At 54.2% G+C, this 17,369-nt stretch carries 13 protein-coding genes; 8 read left to right on the top strand and 5 right to left on the bottom strand.

Annotated features, from left to right (window positions below; genetic code table 11):
* Positions 1 to 3: 3 nt before the first annotated feature.
* Together dapE and OGV65_RS23350 are read right to left on the bottom strand one after the other, a co-directional pair.
* Entirely contained in the window at positions 4 to 1,131 is a 1,128-nt protein-coding gene (dapE, locus tag OGV65_RS23355; RefSeq protein WP_016153967.1) for a succinyl-diaminopimelate desuccinylase, read from the bottom strand.
* A 3-nt stretch (positions 1,132 to 1,134) separates the two neighbouring features.
* A complete protein-coding gene (locus tag OGV65_RS23350) occupies positions 1,135 to 1,491 on the bottom strand; it encodes an ArsC family reductase (RefSeq protein WP_286455495.1) in 357 nt (118 codons plus the stop codon).
* Positions 1,492 to 1,880: 389 nt separating this feature from the next.
* Between OGV65_RS23350 and ypfM the strand changes: the two genes are divergently transcribed.
* Complete coding sequence (gene ypfM / locus OGV65_RS23345; protein WP_001386977.1) at positions 1,881 to 1,940, top strand: protein YpfM; 60 nt, start codon at positions 1,881 to 1,883, stop codon at positions 1,938 to 1,940.
* A gap of 75 nt (positions 1,941 to 2,015) precedes the next feature.
* Here the strand turns inward: ypfM and acrD are convergent, their stop codons facing one another.
* Both acrD and narQ read right to left on the bottom strand, forming a co-directional pair.
* Positions 2,016 to 5,129: a multidrug efflux RND transporter permease AcrD gene (gene acrD, locus OGV65_RS23340; RefSeq protein ID WP_279265605.1), complete on the bottom strand. Its 3,114-nt coding sequence runs from the start codon at positions 5,127 to 5,129 to the stop codon at positions 2,016 to 2,018.
* Between the two features lie 184 nt (positions 5,130 to 5,313).
* On the bottom strand, positions 5,314 to 7,011 hold the full coding sequence (gene narQ, locus OGV65_RS23335; RefSeq protein ID WP_103928445.1) for a nitrate/nitrite two-component system sensor histidine kinase NarQ: 1,698 nt from the start codon (positions 7,009 to 7,011) through the stop codon (positions 5,314 to 5,316).
* A 263-nt stretch (positions 7,012 to 7,274) separates the two neighbouring features.
* On the opposite strand from narQ, the gene aegA reads away from it, so the two are divergent.
* The 3 genes from aegA (at position 7,275) to OGV65_RS23320 (ending at position 11,154) form a co-directional block, all read left to right on the top strand.
* The gene (aegA, locus tag OGV65_RS23330; RefSeq protein ID WP_286455494.1) at positions 7,275 to 9,254 is read left to right on the top strand and encodes a formate-dependent uric acid utilization protein AegA; all 1,980 of its coding nucleotides are present in this window, start codon (positions 7,275 to 7,277) and stop codon (positions 9,252 to 9,254) included.
* Positions 9,255 to 9,411: 157 nt separating this feature from the next.
* Positions 9,412 to 9,987: a GDP-mannose pyrophosphatase NudK gene (gene nudK / locus OGV65_RS23325; protein ID WP_016157107.1), complete on the top strand. Its 576-nt coding sequence runs from the start codon at positions 9,412 to 9,414 to the stop codon at positions 9,985 to 9,987.
* A gap of 123 nt (positions 9,988 to 10,110) precedes the next feature.
* Positions 10,111 to 11,154 (top strand): DUF1176 domain-containing protein, encoded by a 1,044-nt coding sequence (locus tag OGV65_RS23320; RefSeq protein ID WP_149382012.1) that lies wholly within the window; start codon positions 10,111 to 10,113, stop codon positions 11,152 to 11,154.
* Here OGV65_RS23320 and tkt read toward each other — a convergent pair.
* Positions 11,144 to 13,138: a transketolase gene (tkt, locus tag OGV65_RS23315; protein WP_016157105.1), complete on the bottom strand. Its 1,995-nt coding sequence runs from the start codon at positions 13,136 to 13,138 to the stop codon at positions 11,144 to 11,146. The genes OGV65_RS23320 and tkt overlap by 11 nt on opposite strands.
* A 280-nt stretch (positions 13,139 to 13,418) precedes the next feature.
* Between tkt and maeB the strand changes: the two genes are divergently transcribed.
* The 4 genes from maeB to eutQ all read left to right on the top strand — a co-directional run bounded on the left by maeB (position 13,419) and on the right by eutQ (position 17,368).
* Entirely contained in the window at positions 13,419 to 15,698 is a 2,280-nt protein-coding gene (gene maeB / locus OGV65_RS23310; protein ID WP_016153959.1) for an NADP-dependent oxaloacetate-decarboxylating malate dehydrogenase, read from the top strand.
* A 160-nt stretch (positions 15,699 to 15,858) separates the two neighbouring features.
* Complete coding sequence (gene eutS / locus OGV65_RS23305) at positions 15,859 to 16,194, top strand: ethanolamine utilization microcompartment protein EutS (RefSeq protein WP_003037995.1); 336 nt, start codon at positions 15,859 to 15,861, stop codon at positions 16,192 to 16,194.
* A gap of 12 nt (positions 16,195 to 16,206) precedes the next feature.
* A complete protein-coding gene (gene eutP, locus OGV65_RS23300; protein WP_181630103.1) occupies positions 16,207 to 16,686 on the top strand; it encodes an ethanolamine utilization acetate kinase EutP in 480 nt (159 codons plus the stop codon).
* Positions 16,664 to 17,368: an ethanolamine utilization acetate kinase EutQ gene (gene eutQ, locus OGV65_RS23295; protein ID WP_200108045.1), complete on the top strand. Its 705-nt coding sequence runs from the start codon at positions 16,664 to 16,666 to the stop codon at positions 17,366 to 17,368. The genes eutP and eutQ overlap by 23 nt, the downstream gene beginning before the upstream one ends.
* Position 17,369: the final 1 nt, after the last annotated feature.

The following is a 17,369-nucleotide window of genomic DNA, read 5'->3' as shown; positions in this document are numbered from 1 at the left end:
TCATCAGGCGACGAGTTGCTCCATGATACGTTGATACATACGGGCAAGCAGCTGCAGGTCGGCGGCATTAACACATTCATTAATTTTATGAATGGTCGCGTTGACCGGCCCCAGTTCTACTACCTGTGCCCCCATGCGGGCAATAAAACGCCCGTCGGACGTCCCGCCTGTAGTCAGTAACTGCGGTTTAATCTCATTATAGTGCTCAATGGCGTTCACCACCGCATCCACCAGTTTACCGCGTGCGGTCAGGAACGGCTGACCGGAAAGCCACCAGTCGACGGTATAACGCAACTGATGTTTCTCCAGCAGCTCCAGCACCCGGGACTTAATCATTTCATCGTTTAATTCGGTGCTGAAACGGAAGTTGAACTGGATAAACAGTTCGCCGGGAATAACATTGTTGCTGCCGGTTCCTGCCTGAATATTGGCAATCTGCATGCTGGTCGCCGGGAAGAATTCGTTGCCCTGATCCCACTCAATCGCCACCAGTTCATTGAGCATTGGCGCCGCGCGGTGTACCGGGTTATCGGCCAGATGCGGGTAGGCTACGTGGCCCTGCACGCCGTGAATGGTCAGATTGCAGGTCAGTGAACCACGACGCCCATTTTTCACCACGTCGCCAACGATTTCCGTGCTGGATGGCTCGCCAACCAGACAATAATCCAGTCGTTCATTGCGCGCCATAAGTGCTTCAACCACTTTTACGGTGCCGTTTTGGGCGCTGGCCTCTTCGTCAGAGGTTATCAAAAACGCCAGACGACCCTGATGGTTCGGATGCTGGGCGACAAAACGTTCTGCGGCCACGACCATTGCCGCCAGTGAGCCTTTCATATCGGCTGCGCCACGCCCGAACAACATGCCATCGCGAATAGTCGGTTCGAACGGTGGATTAATCCAACGATCGACATCGCCGACAGGCACTACGTCAGTGTGACCGGCAAATGCCAGAGTCTCACCTTTGCCGCGCCATGCCCAAAAATTCTGTGTGTCACCAAAATCCATACGCTCAACGGTAAAACCTACCGCGCGCAGGCGTTCAATCATTAACGCCTGGCACCCGGCATCATCCGGGCTCAGGGAAGGACGGCGAATAAGCTGCTGTGTCAGCTCAATAACCGGGCACGACATAGACTATACCTCATTAAAAAACTGCGTATAACTGGATTCACTAAAGCCAAGCAGCATAGGCTTACCCGGCGCGCAGAGCAATGGGCGTTTGATAATTGCAGGCATTTCAATCATCAATGCAGCAGCAGAGGACGCATCGGTGATTTGGTTACGTGTGGCTTCATCCAGTTTGCGCCAGGTGGTTCCACGTGTATTGAGCAGCGCCTCCCAACCTAATTCGCTGATAAAGGCGTGTAATAACGCGTTGTCCAGGCCGTCGACGCGATAATCATGGAAGCGGTAGTCGACCCCATTGTCTTCCAGCCAGCGTCTGGCTTTTTTAATCGTATCGCAATTCTTAATGCCGTAGAGGATGATCATTTGAATCCTTATTGACGTAATTTGAATATTTATTCTCGTGTTCTATAAACATGAATAATACATATTGTCATCGAACCGTTATAGAAAAATATAACATTGTTGTTGAATGGTGAATAATGATTCCTGAAAGTTCCAAAATTCATGAGAAACTGAAAATCAGAATTTGCCTGTTTGCATCAGCCTGTTTTTCCATCAGAATTGCCAAAGTCGTAGATGATGTATGAATATTTCAAAATATTGCAGTAAGTCACATAAAATTTATGGGGTTAGCGCATAGTGATTACATATACCCCCGAGCACTGGAGGATGTAATCGCAACCATTGGTTAAATGATCTTCTTTTTATGATGATGATTTCGTAGAATGCCCATAATAATAAGAGAGGTTGTTATGATTGAACGTGAACTGGGGAACTGGAAAGACTTTATCGAAGTGATGCTTCGTAAATAATTTTCTGGAAGAAATTCATATCCTGCAAAGGATAATAAAAGGCGACTCAACGTAAGTCGCCTTTTTTGTATCCGATTATTCTGGGCGGGGCTTCAATGGGAAGCGTCTGCGTACCAGCACAAAGAACAGAGGAACGAAGTAAATCGCCAGGACAGTGGCTGAAATCATCCCGCCCATTACGCCAGTCCCCACCGCATGTTGACCGCCGGAACCTGCACCACTGCTGATGGTCATCGGCAACACCCCAAAGATAAACGCCAGTGACGTCATCAGAATTGGGCGTAAGCGTTGGCGACAGGCATGCAGCGTGGCGTCGAGCAAGTCGTGACCTTTCTCGTTCATCTCATTGGCGAATTCAACAATCAATATTGCGTTCTTCGCCGAAAGCCCGATAACGGTGAGTAACCCGACCTGAAAGTACACGTCGTTTTCCAGACCGCGCATCCAGGTAGCGAGCAGCGCGCCAATGACCCCCAGCGGTACAACCAGCATGACGGAGAAGGGAACCGACCAGCTTTCGTACAACGCCGCCAGACACAGGAACACCACCAGCAAAGAAATGGCGTACAGAGCTGGCGCCTGAGAGCCCGACAGCCGTTCCTGGTAAGACATCGCGGTCCATTCGAGGCCGAATCCGGTCGGCAACTGGTGGACCAGCGATTCCATAATGTCCATCGCCGTACCGGTACTGACGCCTGGGGCGGCTTCGCCAACAATCTCGACGGCGGAGTAGCCGTTATAGCGTTCCAGACGCGGTGAACCCGTTTCCCAGCGCGACGTGGCAAAGGCCGAGAAAGGCACCATGCCGCCGCTATTATTGCGGACGTACCACAGATTGATGTCGTCCGGGAGCATGCGATATTTTGCCGCCGCCTGCACGTAAACCTTCTTCACACGACCCCGGTCCATAAAGTCATTGACGTAGCTGGAGCCCCAGGCCGTTTGCAAGGTGTCGTTGATGTCATCAATGGAAACGCCCAGTGCCTGGGCTTTGCGCTGATCGATATCAATTTGCAACTGCGGGCTGTCGTCCAGACCATTATGACGAACACGGGTCAGAGACGCGTCTTTCCCGGCCAGCTCAATCAGCTTGTCGCGCGCGGCCATTAACGCATCATGGCCCGCACCAGCGTGATCTTGCAGCTCCATATCGAAACCGGCAGAGCTCCCGAGACCGCTAATCGCCGGAGGACTGCTGGCGAAGACGCGGGCTTCTTTAATCTTATTAAAGGCTTTGGTCGCGCGCTCGATGATGGCGAAAGAGGTTCCGGTGGTGGTGTCACGATCATCCCAGTCTTTTAAGCGGACAAACATCCGCGCCACGTTTTGACCGTTCCCGCCAGGGCCAGAACCGACCGTGGAAAAGACCGACGTAATGTTGTCTTTCTCATGGGTGAAGTAATACTTCTCCACTTCCTCAACCACTTTCAATGTTTGCTGCTGCGTGGAGCCGCTGGGCAACTGTATCGAGGTGGTAAACATGCCGCGATCTTCGAGCGGCAGGAAGGAGGTTGGCAGGCGCAGGAACAGGAAAACCATACCGCCGAGCAGCAGGCCGTAAATCAGTATCCAGCGCAGGCTGCGGTGCAGGATCCTGGCGACGCCTTTTTCGTAGCGTTCGGCGTTGCGGTTAAACATCCGGTTAAACCAGCCAAAGAAACCGGTTTGCCCGTGATGCTCGCCTTTATGTAGCGGTTTGAGCAGAGTGGCGCACAGGGCAGGGGTGAGGATCATCGCCACCAGAACTGAAAGAACCATTGCGGAGACGATGGTAATCGAGAACTGGCGGTAAATAGCCCCGGTAGTGCCGCCGAAGAAGGCCATCGGGATAAACACCGCCGACAGCACCATGGCGATACCGACCAGCGCGCCCTGGATTTGCCCCATCGATTTCCGCGTCGCTTCCCGCGGTGTGAGGCCTTCCTCACTCATAATACGCTCGACGTTTTCCACCACCACAATGGCATCATCGACCAGCAGGCCGATCGCCAGCACCATCGCAAACATCGTCAGGGTGTTAACGCTGTAGCCAAAGGCGTAGAGGACGGAAAAAGTACCCATCAGGACGACGGGAACGGCGATTGTCGGAATCAGCGTGGCGCGGAAGTTTTGCAGGAACAGGTACATCACAAGGAATACCAGCGCGATCGCTTCCAGCAGCGTTTTCACCACGTCGATAATTGAGGCTTTGACAAAGGAGGTAGTTTCATACGCCACCTTGTATTCCAGCCCGTGCGGAAAATACTGTGAGAGCTCATTCAGGCGGTCGATAACCAGCTCCGCCGTTGCCATTTCATTAGCACCGGAGGCCAGTTTTACCCCCAGACCGGAAGCCGGGTGGCCGTTGAAGCGGCTGAGATAGTCGTACTTTTCCGCACCCATTTCGACCGTCGCCACATCACCCAGTTTAACTTCTGAGCCGTCCTGATTGACGCGTAGCGTAATCGCGCGGAATTCATCCGGAGTCTGCAGCAGCGACTGGGCGTTGATCGTCGCATTCAGCGCTTGTTTGTCCACCGAAGGCGTGCCGCCAAGTTGCCCGACGGCAATCTGCGCATTTTGTGACTCGATAGCATCGGTCACATCTTTGGCGGTCATCTGGAAGCTGTTAAGTTTGACCGGGTCGAGCCAGATACGCATGGAATATTGTGAACCGTAGGCGTCAATATCGCCCACGCCGTTTATACGACTGAGCGGATCCTGGATATTACTGGCGACGTAGTCGGCGATGTCCTGCTTATCCATTGAGCCATCGGTGGAGACGAAGGCGATGGTCAGAATATTGGTGTCACCGGTCTTGCGCACCGTGACCCCTTGATTCTGTACCGCCTGCGGCAGCTTACGCATTGCCGATTGCAGCTGGTTTTGCACCTGCTGGACGGCTTCATCAGGATCGGTTCCCGCGAGGAAGCTCAGCGTAACCGACGCCTGGCCTGTCCCGCTGCTCTGCGACGACATGTACATCAGATTATCGAGACCGGTCATGTTCTGCTCGATAACCTGGGTGACGGTATTTTCCAGGGTTTGTGCGGACGCGCCAGGGTAGTTCGCGGTTACCCGCACGTTTGGCGGTGCCAGATCGGGGTATTGCTCAACGGGCAGCGAAAAAATAGCCAGGGTTCCTGTCAGGCACAACAGGATTGCTAACACCCAGGCAAAAATGGGGCGATCGATGAAAAAATTCGCCATTAAAAGGGGACCTCGTGTTTCTGCGTATCGTTATGGGTGTGAATTGCTTCACTTTAGCGGCAAGGTACGGGGCAAACGTGGAGAAAAAAAGAAGATAATGTAAATTATCATGCCCGTTTACAGCATACCTTTCGTGCCAACGCCGTCAGGCCTGGATCGAGAACCGACGGCGCTTTGCGGTTCTTTACGTTAGCTCTCCGTCGGATTCTGCCGAACGAAAACTGATGCTCACCAGCGTTCCCCCTCCGGAGGGTTGAGAGAAAGTCAGCGTGCCGCTCAGCCTTTCCGCCCGCTCGCGCATAATATTTAATCCATAGTGCCCCGAAGGCTCATGCGGCTCGCCAATGCCGATGCCGTTATCGCGAATATAAACCGTGTGATTACCATCCGGCGCGGTCACGCAACTGACGGCAATTTCGGTTGCGCTGGCATGTTTAATCGCGTTCAGCACCGCTTCTCGGACGATCTGCAGCAGATGCACCTGCATTTGCGCGTCCAGCGCCAGCGTCGGTAACCGGCAATCAAGCGTCAGTTTAGCCGAGGTCTGATTTTGCAGCGTTTCCAGCATTTCATGCAGGGCTGAGGGGAGATCGGCCTGCTGTAAAGTCAGGCGGAAGGTGGTGAGCAGTTCGCGTAGCTGGCGGTAGGCGTCGTTCAGCGCCTGAGAAAAATCCGCCATAATGCTTTGCGCTGGGGCGTTATCTTCGGGAATCGAACGCTTCAGCAGCGTGAGCTGAATGCGTAAATAAGAGAGCACTTGCGCCAGCGAGTCGTGCAGCTCGCGCGCAATCGTCGCGCGCTCCTCCATTAACAACAGCTGCTGAAAATGTTTTTGCGCCTGGTTGAAGTACAACCCGCGACCGAGCATCGAGGAGACGCTGTTAAGCAACGGGGTAGAAGCATTGACGTTCGGGCTTTGCCAGTGCAGTTCACCGTAGACGGTTTCCTGCATGGTGACCGGCAGGATCTGCATCGGCAGCTCGGGGCTTTTTGCGCCTTCGCTAATTCGCCAGTTATCTCCGACGGTGAGTTCCAGGAAATAGGCGGCGTCATGCTCGCGGACGATCTGTAAAATATGGCGGAAGCAGTACACATCAATCTGACTGGTATTTAACGCCTGAGAGCACTGATACAACACTTCCAGACGACGATTAGCTTCGTGGAGATCGTGGGTCTTCTCAGCGACAGACGCTTCCAGTGAGCGGTACAGCTTGTGTAATTCACTCGACATCTGGCTGAAGGTCTTGCCCAACAACCCGAGTTCGTTGGGCAAACCGGTATCCAGCGACGGGATGTCAAACTGACCGTGTTCAATGTGCTGGCTGGCCACCACCAGCTTATTCAGCGGACGCACCACCTGCTGGCGAATACGCCGTAAGGTAAAGAAAACGAGGGTGAAAATGCCGATCCCGCCTGCCAGTGAAATACCAAAAACCAGCATCACTTTGCGTTCGGCATAATGCTGCAGCGCCAGCACGAAGAGATCGATTTGATCGACATAGTTATTGATATTGCTCTGGTACCAATTTAAATCGCCATCGATCAGACGGGCGTTCATTTCCAGCCAGTTTGCATGTAGACGTCCATAGCGACTTTTTACCGCTTGAGGCACGTACCACGCGTTCAGGTTCTGTAGTGCTGGCGAATTTAGCGCCTGCTGGAAAAGCTGGCGGTGAGCGTTAAGCTGCGGACTTTGGCTTTGCAGATCGTAACCCAGACGGTAACTTTGCATGCGCAATGAGCCAGCCACGTTGATGGCTTCGGCATCTCGTAAGCTGCTGGTCAGCGTGAGCAGCGCAATACCCGTTGAGAGAATCGACAACAGCACTATGTAGAAAAAAGCTTTAGCCAGACTGGCCGAGACCGGACGCTTTACCGTCACTTGTGCATCCTCACACAATACACGTCGCGCCTTAAAACAGCCCGAACGATGCGGTGTATTTGATAAATGTTAATAAAACGCCATGAAACTGGATGGTAACTGAAACGCAATTTCATATGCGATGAAATAAATTGATCTGCCACAGGTTCTGGATAAATAGTTGTGCTTCCTGGGCAAATGAACATTGCCGCTTCCTTCCGTGTCGGTTAATAACAACACTCATATAAAGAATAAGGTTTTTGCAACCAAAAAAGAAGGAAGCCATGAATCGTTTTATTATGGTTAATAGCCAGCAGTGCCTGGGATGCCATGCCTGTGAGGTCGCCTGCGTCATGGCTCACAATGGCGAGCAGCATGTCCTGAGTCAACGGCATTTCCAGCCCCGAATTACCGTCATCAAGCATCAGCAGCAGCGCAGTGCGGTAACCTGCCATCACTGTGAAGATGCGCCCTGCGCCAGAAGTTGCCCGAACGGGGCAATCAGCCATGATAACGACAGCGTTCAGGTGAACCCGAAAAAGTGTATTGGCTGTAAATCGTGCGTCGTTGCTTGTCCTTTCGGCACGATGCAGATCGTACTCACTCCTGTCGCTAAAGGGAAGGTGAAAGCCACTGCGCACAAATGCGATTTGTGTCAGGGACGCGAACAAGGACCTGCCTGTGTAGAGAACTGTCCGGCACAAGCGTTACAACTGGTGACGGAAAATTCGCTTACTGGTCTGTCAAAAGCGCGCAGGCTACGCACCGCCAGTCTGGAAAGCCAGCCCTGGCATGCCAACGCCACCGATTTCGTTTCGCATGCAATTACCAAACGTGAGCAAATGCAGGCGACGCCTGCGCGTGGTGAGCCGGATAAGCTGGCAATTGAGGCCCGTAAAACCAGCTTTGAGGAGATCTATCTGCCGTTTCGTACGGCGCAGGCGGAACGGGAAGCGTCCCGCTGCCTGAAATGCGGCGACCACAGTATTTGCGAATGGACCTGCCCATTGCATAACCATATTCCGCAGTGGATTGAACTGGTCAAAGCCGGGAATATCGACGCGGCGGTTGAGCTTTCTCACCAGACCAACTGCCTGCCGGAAGTGACCGGGCGCGTATGTCCGCAGGACCGACTTTGCGAAGGGGTATGCACGGTGCGTAGCGAGCATGGGGCGGTCACTATCGGAAATATTGAGCGTTACATCTCTGATCGGGCCCTGAGCAAAGGATGGCGACCGGACTTAAGCCACGTGCAGAAAGTGGATAAGCGCGTTGCTATCATCGGCGCGGGTCCGGCGGGTCTGGCCTGCGCGGATGTGCTGGCGCGCAGCGGAGTCAGCACCACCGTATACGATCGCCACCCTGAAATCGGCGGTTTGCTGACGTTCGGCATTCCGGCCTTCAAGCTGGACAAATCGCTGCTGGCCCGCCGCCGTGAAATCTTCAGCGCCATGGGTATTCATTTCGAACTTAACTGTGAAGTGGGTAAAGATGTGGCGCTGTCGGCGCTGCTGGAGGATTACGATGCCGTGTTCGTGGGCGTAGGAACCTATCGTTCCATGAAGGCGGATCTGCCGAATGAAGACGCGCCTGGCGTTTATGACGCGTTACCGTTCCTGATTGCCAACACCAAGCAGGTGATGGGGCTGGATGAACTGCCTGAAGAGCCGTTTATCGACACCGCCGGACTGAACGTGGTTGTACTGGGCGGAGGCGATACGGCGATGGACTGCGTGCGTACCGCGCTGCGTCACGGCCCACGCCAGGTGACCTGCGCTTATCGTCGTGATGAAGCCAACATGCCCGGTTCGAAAAAAGAGGTGAAGAACGCCCGGGAAGAGGGGGCGAACTTCGAGTTTAACGTCCAGCCGGTTGAGCTGGTGTTACATGATGATGGGCGAGTCAGCGGCGTGCGTTTTTTACGTACCCAGCTTGGCGAGCCAGACGCGCAGGGACGTCGTCGCCCGGTTCCCCTCGCCGGGAGTGAGTTTGTCATGCCCGCAGATGCGGTGATCATGGCGTTTGGTTTTCACCCACATGGCATGCCGTGGCTGGAGACGCATGGGGTTAAGGTCGATAACTGGGGGCGCATAGCCGCCAATGTTGAAAGCGCATACCGTTATCAAACCAGTAACCCGAAAATCTTCGCCGGTGGCGACGCGGTACGTGGTGCGGATCTGGTGGTTACGGCCATGGCGGAAGGACGGCATGCCGCCCAGGGGATCGTCGACTGGCTGGGCATAAAATCAGTCAAATCTCACTAAGTCGCTAAGAAGGCCGGATAAGGCGCGCAAGCGTTGCTATCCGGCTCTGTGCCGCCTTATTGCCTGATGGCGCTTCGCTTATCAGGCCGACATTGCACCAAGACAAACCCGGTTTCACGGCGTAGTATTATTTCTCACTTCTTGCTGTGGAGCCGGTATGTCGCAAAAAATTACCCTCATCAAAGATAAAGTCCTTTCCGATAACTACTTCATCCTGCGCAATATCACCTATGACCTGACCCGTAGCAATGGAGAGGTGATTCGTCACAAACGCGAGGTTTACGATCGCGGCAACGGCGCCACTATCCTGCTGTATAACCCGGAGAAGAAAACGGTGGTGCTCATCCGCCAGTTTCGCGTCGCCACCTGGGTCAATGGTAATGAAAGCGGTCAACTGATTGAAACCTGCGCCGGGCTGCTGGATAACGACGAACCGGAAGCGTGCATTCGGAAAGAGGCCATTGAAGAGACCGGCTTTGAAGTGGGTGAAGTGCGTAAGCTGTTTGAACTCTATATGTCGCCGGGCGGCGTGACGGAGATAATTCATTTCTTTATTGCACAATACAGCGACAGCCAGCGGGCAAATGCGGGCGGAGGGGTGGAAGATGAAGATATTGAGGTTCTGGAGCTGCCGTTCACCCAGGCGCTGGAAATGATTAAAACGGGTGAGATCCGTGACGGTAAGACGGTGCTATTGCTGAACTATTTGCAGTCGTCGCATCTCATGGACTAATGCGCGGGATTTATATTTCTTTACAAATTTTCGGCCAATCCGACGATTCTTATTGAGCCACATCAGTCGCGCAAGGAAGATACCGCTTAGGCTGTGTGTTTTGACTTCGGGGTTGTACCGTCCATGCGCTATCGCGTTATTTTACTTTTCCTGCTCGGGTTGTTACCCGTCCGTTTGCTGTGGGCCGCGCCCGCGCAACAGACGTTTTCTGACTGGCAGGTGACGTGCAATAACCAAAACTTTTGCGTGGCGCGCAATACCGGAGAACATCACGGCCTGGTCATGACCTTGAGCCGCAGTGCCGGGGCACATACCGACGCCGTGTTGCGTATTGAACTGGGTGGGCTGGAATCGCCTACAGCCAAAGAGAGCGATATTGCGCCACGTCTGCTACTGGATGGCGCGCCGCTCCCGCTTCGCGGCGAACACTGGCGTATTACCCCCTGGCAGCTGATGACCGATGATCCGGCCACCATCAGCGCATTTTTAACAACCGTACAGGACGCAAAGGCAATAACCCTGCAAAAAGGGACGCAAAACCTGTCCCTGGTCGGGCTAAAAGCCGCGCTGCTTTTTATCGACGCCCAGCAAAAACGGGTCGGCAGCGAAACCGCATGGATCGAAAAAGGCGACGAGCCTCCGCTCAGCGTTCCTCCCGCTCCCGCTTTAAAAGGCGTGGCTGTGATTAACCCAACGCCAACGCCTCTCACGCAACAAGAGCGCAGTGAATTGCTGGATTACGGTAACTGGCGGATCAACGGTATTCGCTGTTCGATCGATCCGCTGCGTCGCGAGATGCGCGTCACGGCCTTAACGGATGATAAAGCGCTGCTGATGATCGGCTGTGAAGCCGGGGCATATAACACCATCGATCTGGCGTGGGTGGTTTCACGTACTACCCCGTTGACGTCACGGGCGGTACGGCTAAGCCTGCCTTTTAAAACGGATGCGGAAAGTCGCGATATGGAGCTGACCAACGCCATGTTTGATGAGAAGTCGCGCGAGCTGGTAACCCTCGCTAAAGGACGAGGGTTGGCAGATTGCGGTATCCAGACCCGCTGGCGCTACGACGGCCAGCGTTTTCGTCTGGTGCGCTATGCCCAAGAGCCAAGCTGCGATAACTGGCATGGGCCAGATGCCTGGCCCACGCTGTGGATCACACGTTAAGCACCTTATGCGCTTTGTCGACAATGTTATCCACCGTAAAGCCGAAGAACGGGAACAGCTTGTCTGCCGGAGCCGACTCCCCATAACCCGTCATACCGACAATCGCCCCTTTCAGCCCAACATATTTGTACCAGTAGTCGGCAATTCCTGCTTCTACCGCCACGCGCGCGCTGACGTTTGAGGGGAGAACCGATTCCCGATACGCTTCATCCTGGGCGTCGAAGATATCGGTTGAGGGCAGAGAAACCACCCGCACGTTACGACCTTCACCGGTCAGTTTTTCCGCCGCCAGCAGCGTGATTTCCATTTCTGAACCGGTAGCAATCAGGATAACATCCGGCTTACCGCCGCCATCCTTCAGCACATAGCCGCCGCGGGCAATCTGCTGCACTTGCTCAGGCGTCCGCTCAACCTGAGCCAGATTTTGCCGCGAGAGGATCAGCGCCGTTGGCCCGTCATGGCGTTCGACCGCCAGCTTCCAGCCTACCGCCGCTTCAACCTGATCGCAGGGTCGCCAGGTGCTGAAATTAGGCGTCAGACGCAGGCTGGCGAGCTGTTCGACGGCCTGGTGCGTGGGACCATCTTCCCCAAGGCCAATCGAGTCGTGGGTATAAACCATGATTTGTCGGGCTTTCATCAGCGCCGCCATGCGTGCGGCATTACGGGCATATTCGACAAACATCAGGAACGTTGCGGTGTACGGTACGAAGCCCCCGTGGTGAGCGATACCGTTGGCAATCGCGGTCATGCCAAACTCCCGCACGCCGTAGTGGATGTAGTTTCCTGCATGATCCTCTTTAAGAGAAGTGGAGCCTTTCCAGATGGTCAGGTTGCTGGGCGCCAGATCCGCCGAACCGCCAAGCAGCTCAGGCAGTATCGGCCCGTAAGCGTTCAGGGTATTTTGCGAGGCCTTACGGGTGGCGATTTTGGCCGGATTGGCCTGCAGCTCGGTGATATATTTCTGGGTCGTTTCTTCCCACTCTTCCGGCAGTCCACCGCTCATCCGGCGGGTAAACTCTGCCGCCAGGTCCGGATGTGCATGTCGATAAGCGGCGAATTTCTCATTCCAGCTCTGTTGGGCTTTCTCGCCTTTTTCACGAGCGTCCCACGCCCGGTAAATCTCTTTGGGGATTTCAAAGGCAGGATGATGCCACCCCAACTTCTGTCGGGTCAGCGCCACTTCTTCTTCACCCAGCGCAGCGCCGTGCGCTTCCTCTTTCCCGGCTTTATTCGGTGAACCAAAACCAATCACCGTGCGGCAGATAATCAGCGACGGTTTATCGGTAACGGCCTGTGCTTCCTGAATCGCTTTTTTCACCGCCTCAGGGTCATGACCGTCAATCTCGTGCACCACATGCCAGTGATAGGCCTCAAAGCGTTTCGCGGTATCGTCGGTAAACCAGCCGTCGGTTTCGCCATCAATTGAGATGCCGTTGTGATCGTAAAAGCCGATGAGTTTGCCAAGTCCCAGGGTGCCCGCCAGTGAGCACACTTCGTGAGAAATGCCCTCCATCAGACAGCCGTCGCCCATAAAGACCCAGGTATAGTGATTAACAATCTCGTGGTCTGGCTGGTTAAACTGCGCCGCCAGCGTGCGTTCTGCAATCGCCATTCCGACAGCGTTGGCTAAACCCTGACCCAACGGTCCGGTGGTGGTCTCCACGCCCGGCGTATAGCCAATTTCCGGGTGTCCTGGCGTCTTCGAATGGAGCTGGCGGAAGTTCTTTAACTCTTCGAGCGGCAGGTTGTAGCCGGAAAGATGCAACAGGCTGTAAAGCAGCATTGAGGCGTGGCCATTGGACAAAATAAACCGGTCACGATCGTACCAGGTGGGATCGGACGGGTTATGGCGCAGGAAATCGTTCCACAGTACTTCGGCGATATCGGCCATCCCCATTGGTGCGCCAGGGTGGCCAGAGTTAGCTTTTTGGACGGCATCCATACTTAGCGCACGAATGGCATTGGCAAGCTCTTTACGGGTCATAGGAAATACTCCTTGAAAAGTAAAGTGTTAGATGCGTGTTGTGATTCACACTTTTGAGATAATTGCGGGCGTTGTCAGCAAAAAGCATAGCAGACAAGCATGGTATTGCTGGCTTAAGCAGGTAACATAGATGTTATAAATTGATAACAAATTCTTTCTTTGAATGGTGAGAGTATGGGGACCTTCAAAGTTTGTGCCGTTGACTGAGGTGATAATGTGCGGCTCAGTAGAATGGTTACCCGCGCCACTTTTTTGATAGATACGTGAAAGGAACAACAAGATGGATGACCAGTTAAAACAAAGCGCCCTCGATTTCCACGAATTTCCGGTACCCGGTAAAATCCAGGTTTCTCCGACCAAGCCTCTGGCAACCCAGCGCGACCTCGCGTTGGCCTACTCGCCGGGCGTGGCTGCACCGTGTCTTGAAATTGAAAAAGACCCGCTGGCAGCCTACAAATACACCGCACGCGGCAACCTGGTTGCGGTTATTTCCAACGGTACTGCGGTTCTGGGTCTGGGTAATATTGGCGCGCTGGCCGGTAAACCAGTGATGGAAGGTAAAGGCGTTCTGTTTAAGAAATTCGCCGGGATTGACGTGTTCGACATCGAAGTTGATGAACTCGATCCGGATAAATTTATCAACGTGGTAGCGGCGCTTGAACCAACGTTTGGCGGCATTAACCTCGAAGATATCAAAGCGCCGGAGTGCTTCTACATTGAGCAAAAACTCCGTGAGCGCATGAATATTCCGGTATTCCACGATGACCAGCACGGTACGGCAATCATCAGTACTGCCGCAATCCTTAACGGTCTGCGGGTGGTTGAGAAAAATATCTCTGATGTGCGCATGGTGGTGTCCGGCGCAGGTGCGGCGGCGATTGCCTGTATGAACCTGCTGGTGGCGCTGGGGATGCAGAAACACAACATTGTGGTCTGCGACTCCAAAGGGGTGATTTACAAAGATCGTGAACCAAACATGGCGGAAACCAAAGCGGCTTACGCAGTGGTGGATGACGGTAAGCGTACGCTGGATGATGTCATTGACGGCGCGGATATTTTCCTCGGTTGCTCTGGTCCGAAAGTGCTGACGCAGGAAATGGTTAAGAAGATGGCGCGTGCGCCAATGATCCTGGCACTCGCCAACCCGGAACCGGAAATCCTGCCGCCGCTGGCGAAAGAGGTGCGTTCCGACGCCATCATTTGCACCGGCCGTTCCGACTACCCGAACCAGGTTAACAACGTCCTGTGTTTCCCGTTCATCTTCCGCGGCGCGCTGGACGTCGGCGCTACCGCCATTAACGAAGAGATGAAACTGGCCGCGGTACACGCCATTGCTGAGCTGGCGCACGCCGAGCAGAGCGAAGTCGTGGCCTCCGCCTATGGTGACCAGGACCTGAGCTTCGGGCCGGAATACATCATTCCGAAACCGTTCGACCCGCGTCTGATCGTCAAAATCGCCCCTGCGGTGGCGAAGGCGGCGATGGATTCCGGTGTGGCAACGCGTCCGATTGCCGACTTTGACGCTTACATCGATAAGCTGACCGAATTCGTCTACAAAACCAACCTGTTCATGAAGCCGATTTTCTCCTTGGCACGCAAAGCGCCGAAGCGCGTGGTGCTGACTGAAGGGGAAGAGGCGCGTGTACTGCATGCCACGCAGGAGCTAATCACTTTAGGTCTGGCGAAACCGATCCTGATCGGTCGTCCGAGCGTTATCGAAATGCGTATCCAGAAACTGGGTCTGCAGATCAAAGCGGGCGTCGATTTTGAGATCGTCAACAATGAGTCAGATCCGCGCTTTAAGGAGTACTGGAGCGAGTACTACCAGATTATGAAACGTCGTGGTATTACCCAGGAGCAGGCGCAGCGTGCGGTAATTGCCAACACCACGGTGATCGGCGCGATCATGGTGCAGCGCGGCGAAGCGGATGCAATGATCTGCGGTACGATAGGCGACTACCATGAGCACTTCAGCGTGGTGAAAGAGGTGTTTGGTCATCGCGATGGCGTGCATACTGCCGGGGCGATGAACGCCTTGCTGCTGCCAAGCGGTAACACCTTTATCGCCGATACCTACGTTAACGACGATCCTACGCCGGAGCAACTGGCGGAAATCGCCGTGATGGCGGCAGAAACCGTGCGTCGCTTTGGTATCGAACCGAAGGTAGCGCTGCTGTCGCACTCCAACTTTGGCTCATCTAACTGTCCGTCGGCCAGCAAAATGCGCGAAGCGCTGGAGCTGATTAAGGCGCGTGCGCCAGAGTTGATGATTGATGGCGAAATGCACGGCGATGCCGCGCTGGTGGAAAGCATCCGTCATGACCGCATGCCGGACAGTCCGCTGAAAGGCTCAGCGAATATTCTGGTGATGCCGAATATGGAAGCTGCCCGTATTAGTTACAACTTACTACGCGTTTCCAGCTCTGAAGGCGTAACGGTCGGCCCGGTGCTGATGGGGGTTGCGAAACCGGTTCACGTATTAACGCCGATCGCATCTGTTCGTCGTATCGTTAATATGGTGGCGCTAGCGGTCGTAGAAGCCCAAACTCAGCCGCTGTAATTTCACTTTAATTTATTTCCGGCGCGGGTTTCTCCCGCGCCTTTTTATTTCCCCTTTCTTAGTGATCCACTTCACCTTTTAAACATGGTTGCCGAATTTTGTTATTTACTCTGACAAAAAATTGCCACGATGAGGGCAGTTTTAGCGGAGGCGGTGAGCAATGGAAAAAGAACGCATTATTCAGGAATTTGTGCCGGGGAAACAGGTTACGCTGGCGCATCTCATTGCGCACCCTGGTGAGGAACTGGCGAAAAAGATCGGCGTTCCCGAAGCGGGCGCTATCGGCATCATGACGCTGACGCCAGGCGAAACCGCGATGATTGCCGGTGACTTAGCTATGAAGGCGGCAGATGTACATATCGGCTTTCTCGATCGATTCAGCGGTGCGCTGGTCATCTACGGCTCGGTAGGCGCGGTAGAAGAAGCGTTATTACAGACGGTAAGCGGTCTGGGTCGGTTATTAAATTTCACTTTGTGCAACCTGACAAAAAGTTAATCAGAGGCGGCGATGAAACGTATTGCGTTTGTCGGTACGGTGGGGGCGGGGAAAACAACGCTCTTTAATGCGCTACAGGGAAATTATTCCCTCGCCAGAAAAACACAGGCCGTGGAGTTTAATGAAAATGGCGATATCGACACGCCAGGAGAATATTTTAGCCATCCGCGCTGGTATCACGCCTTAATTACCACGCTGCAGGATGTTGATACGTTGATTTATATACACGCGGCAAATGATAAAGAAAGTCGCTTACCTGCCGGGCTGTTGGATATCGGCGTCAGTAAACGACAAATCGCCGTTATCAGCAAAACGGACATGCCGGATGCCGACGTCGCCGCAACGCGACAACTACTTCGCGGGATAGGGTTCCAGGAGCCGATTTTCGAACTCAACAGCCATGACCCGCGCAGCGTGCAGCACCTGGTGGATTATCTGACTGAGCTCAGCCAAAAGGAGGAAAGGGCAGGTGAAAAAACTCATCACAGCTAACGATATTCGTGCGGCCCACGCACGCGGCGAACAGGAAATGTCGGTTGTTCTGCGCGCCAGCATCATCACCCCGGAGGCGCGCGAAGTTGCGGAGCTGCTGGGCGTCACCATCAGTGAATGCGATGAATCCGCGCCAACCGCTGCTACTGTCGCACCGGTTGCGGTGGATGATGGCAAAACGGAAAGCCAGCGCATTCGCGAAACCATCATTGCGCAGTTACCGGAAGGGCAGTTTACCGAAAGCCTGGTCGCCCAACTGATGGACAAAGTCATGAAGGAGAAACAGTCGCTGGAGCAGGGCGGAATGCAGCCGAGCTTTAACTCGGTGACCGGCAAAGGCGGCGTCAAAGTCATCGACGGCAGCAGCGTGAAGTTTGGTCGTTTTGACGGCGCACAGCCGCACTGCGTGGGTTTAACCGATCTGGTGACCGACCAGGACGGTAGCAGCATGGCCGCCGGGTTCATGCAGTGGGATAACGCTTTTTTCCCATGGACGCTGAACTACGACGAAATCGACATGATTCTGGAAGGCGAGCTGCACGTTCGCCACGAAGGCGAAACCATGATTGCTAAAGCCGGGGACGTGATGTTTATCCCGAAAGGCTCCAGCATCGAATTTGGTACGCCATCGACGGTGAAATTTCTGTATGTGGCCTGGCCTGCGAACTGGCAGTCCTGCTAAG

Source organism: Citrobacter sp. Cb004, from assembly GCF_030337065.1.
GTDB lineage: Bacteria > Pseudomonadota > Gammaproteobacteria > Enterobacterales > Enterobacteriaceae > Citrobacter > Citrobacter braakii.
This window is presented reverse-complemented; position numbering and strand designations above follow the sequence as displayed.

Bases quoted from the DNA above. Each gene is read 5' to 3' on its own strand.
- dapE (WP_016153967.1), bottom strand. From the start codon at position 1,131: ATGTCGTGCCCGGTTATTGAGCTGACACAGCAGCTTATTCGCCGTCCT.
- OGV65_RS23350 (WP_286455495.1), bottom strand. From the start codon at position 1,491: ATGATCATCCTCTACGGCATTAAGAATTGCGATACGATTAAAAAAGCC.
- acrD (WP_279265605.1), bottom strand. From the start codon at position 5,129: ATGGCGAATTTTTTCATCGATCGCCCCATTTTTGCCTGGGTGTTAGCA.
- aegA (WP_286455494.1), top strand. From the start codon at position 7,275: ATGAATCGTTTTATTATGGTTAATAGCCAGCAGTGCCTGGGATGCCAT.
- nudK (WP_016157107.1), top strand. From the start codon at position 9,412: ATGTCGCAAAAAATTACCCTCATCAAAGATAAAGTCCTTTCCGATAAC.
- OGV65_RS23320 (WP_149382012.1), top strand. From the start codon at position 10,111: ATGCGCTATCGCGTTATTTTACTTTTCCTGCTCGGGTTGTTACCCGTC.
- tkt (WP_016157105.1), bottom strand. From the start codon at position 13,138: ATGACCCGTAAAGAGCTTGCCAATGCCATTCGTGCGCTAAGTATGGAT.
- maeB (WP_016153959.1), top strand. From the start codon at position 13,419: ATGGATGACCAGTTAAAACAAAGCGCCCTCGATTTCCACGAATTTCCG.
- eutS (WP_003037995.1), top strand. From the start codon at position 15,859: ATGGAAAAAGAACGCATTATTCAGGAATTTGTGCCGGGGAAACAGGTT.
- eutP (WP_181630103.1), top strand. From the start codon at position 16,207: ATGAAACGTATTGCGTTTGTCGGTACGGTGGGGGCGGGGAAAACAACG.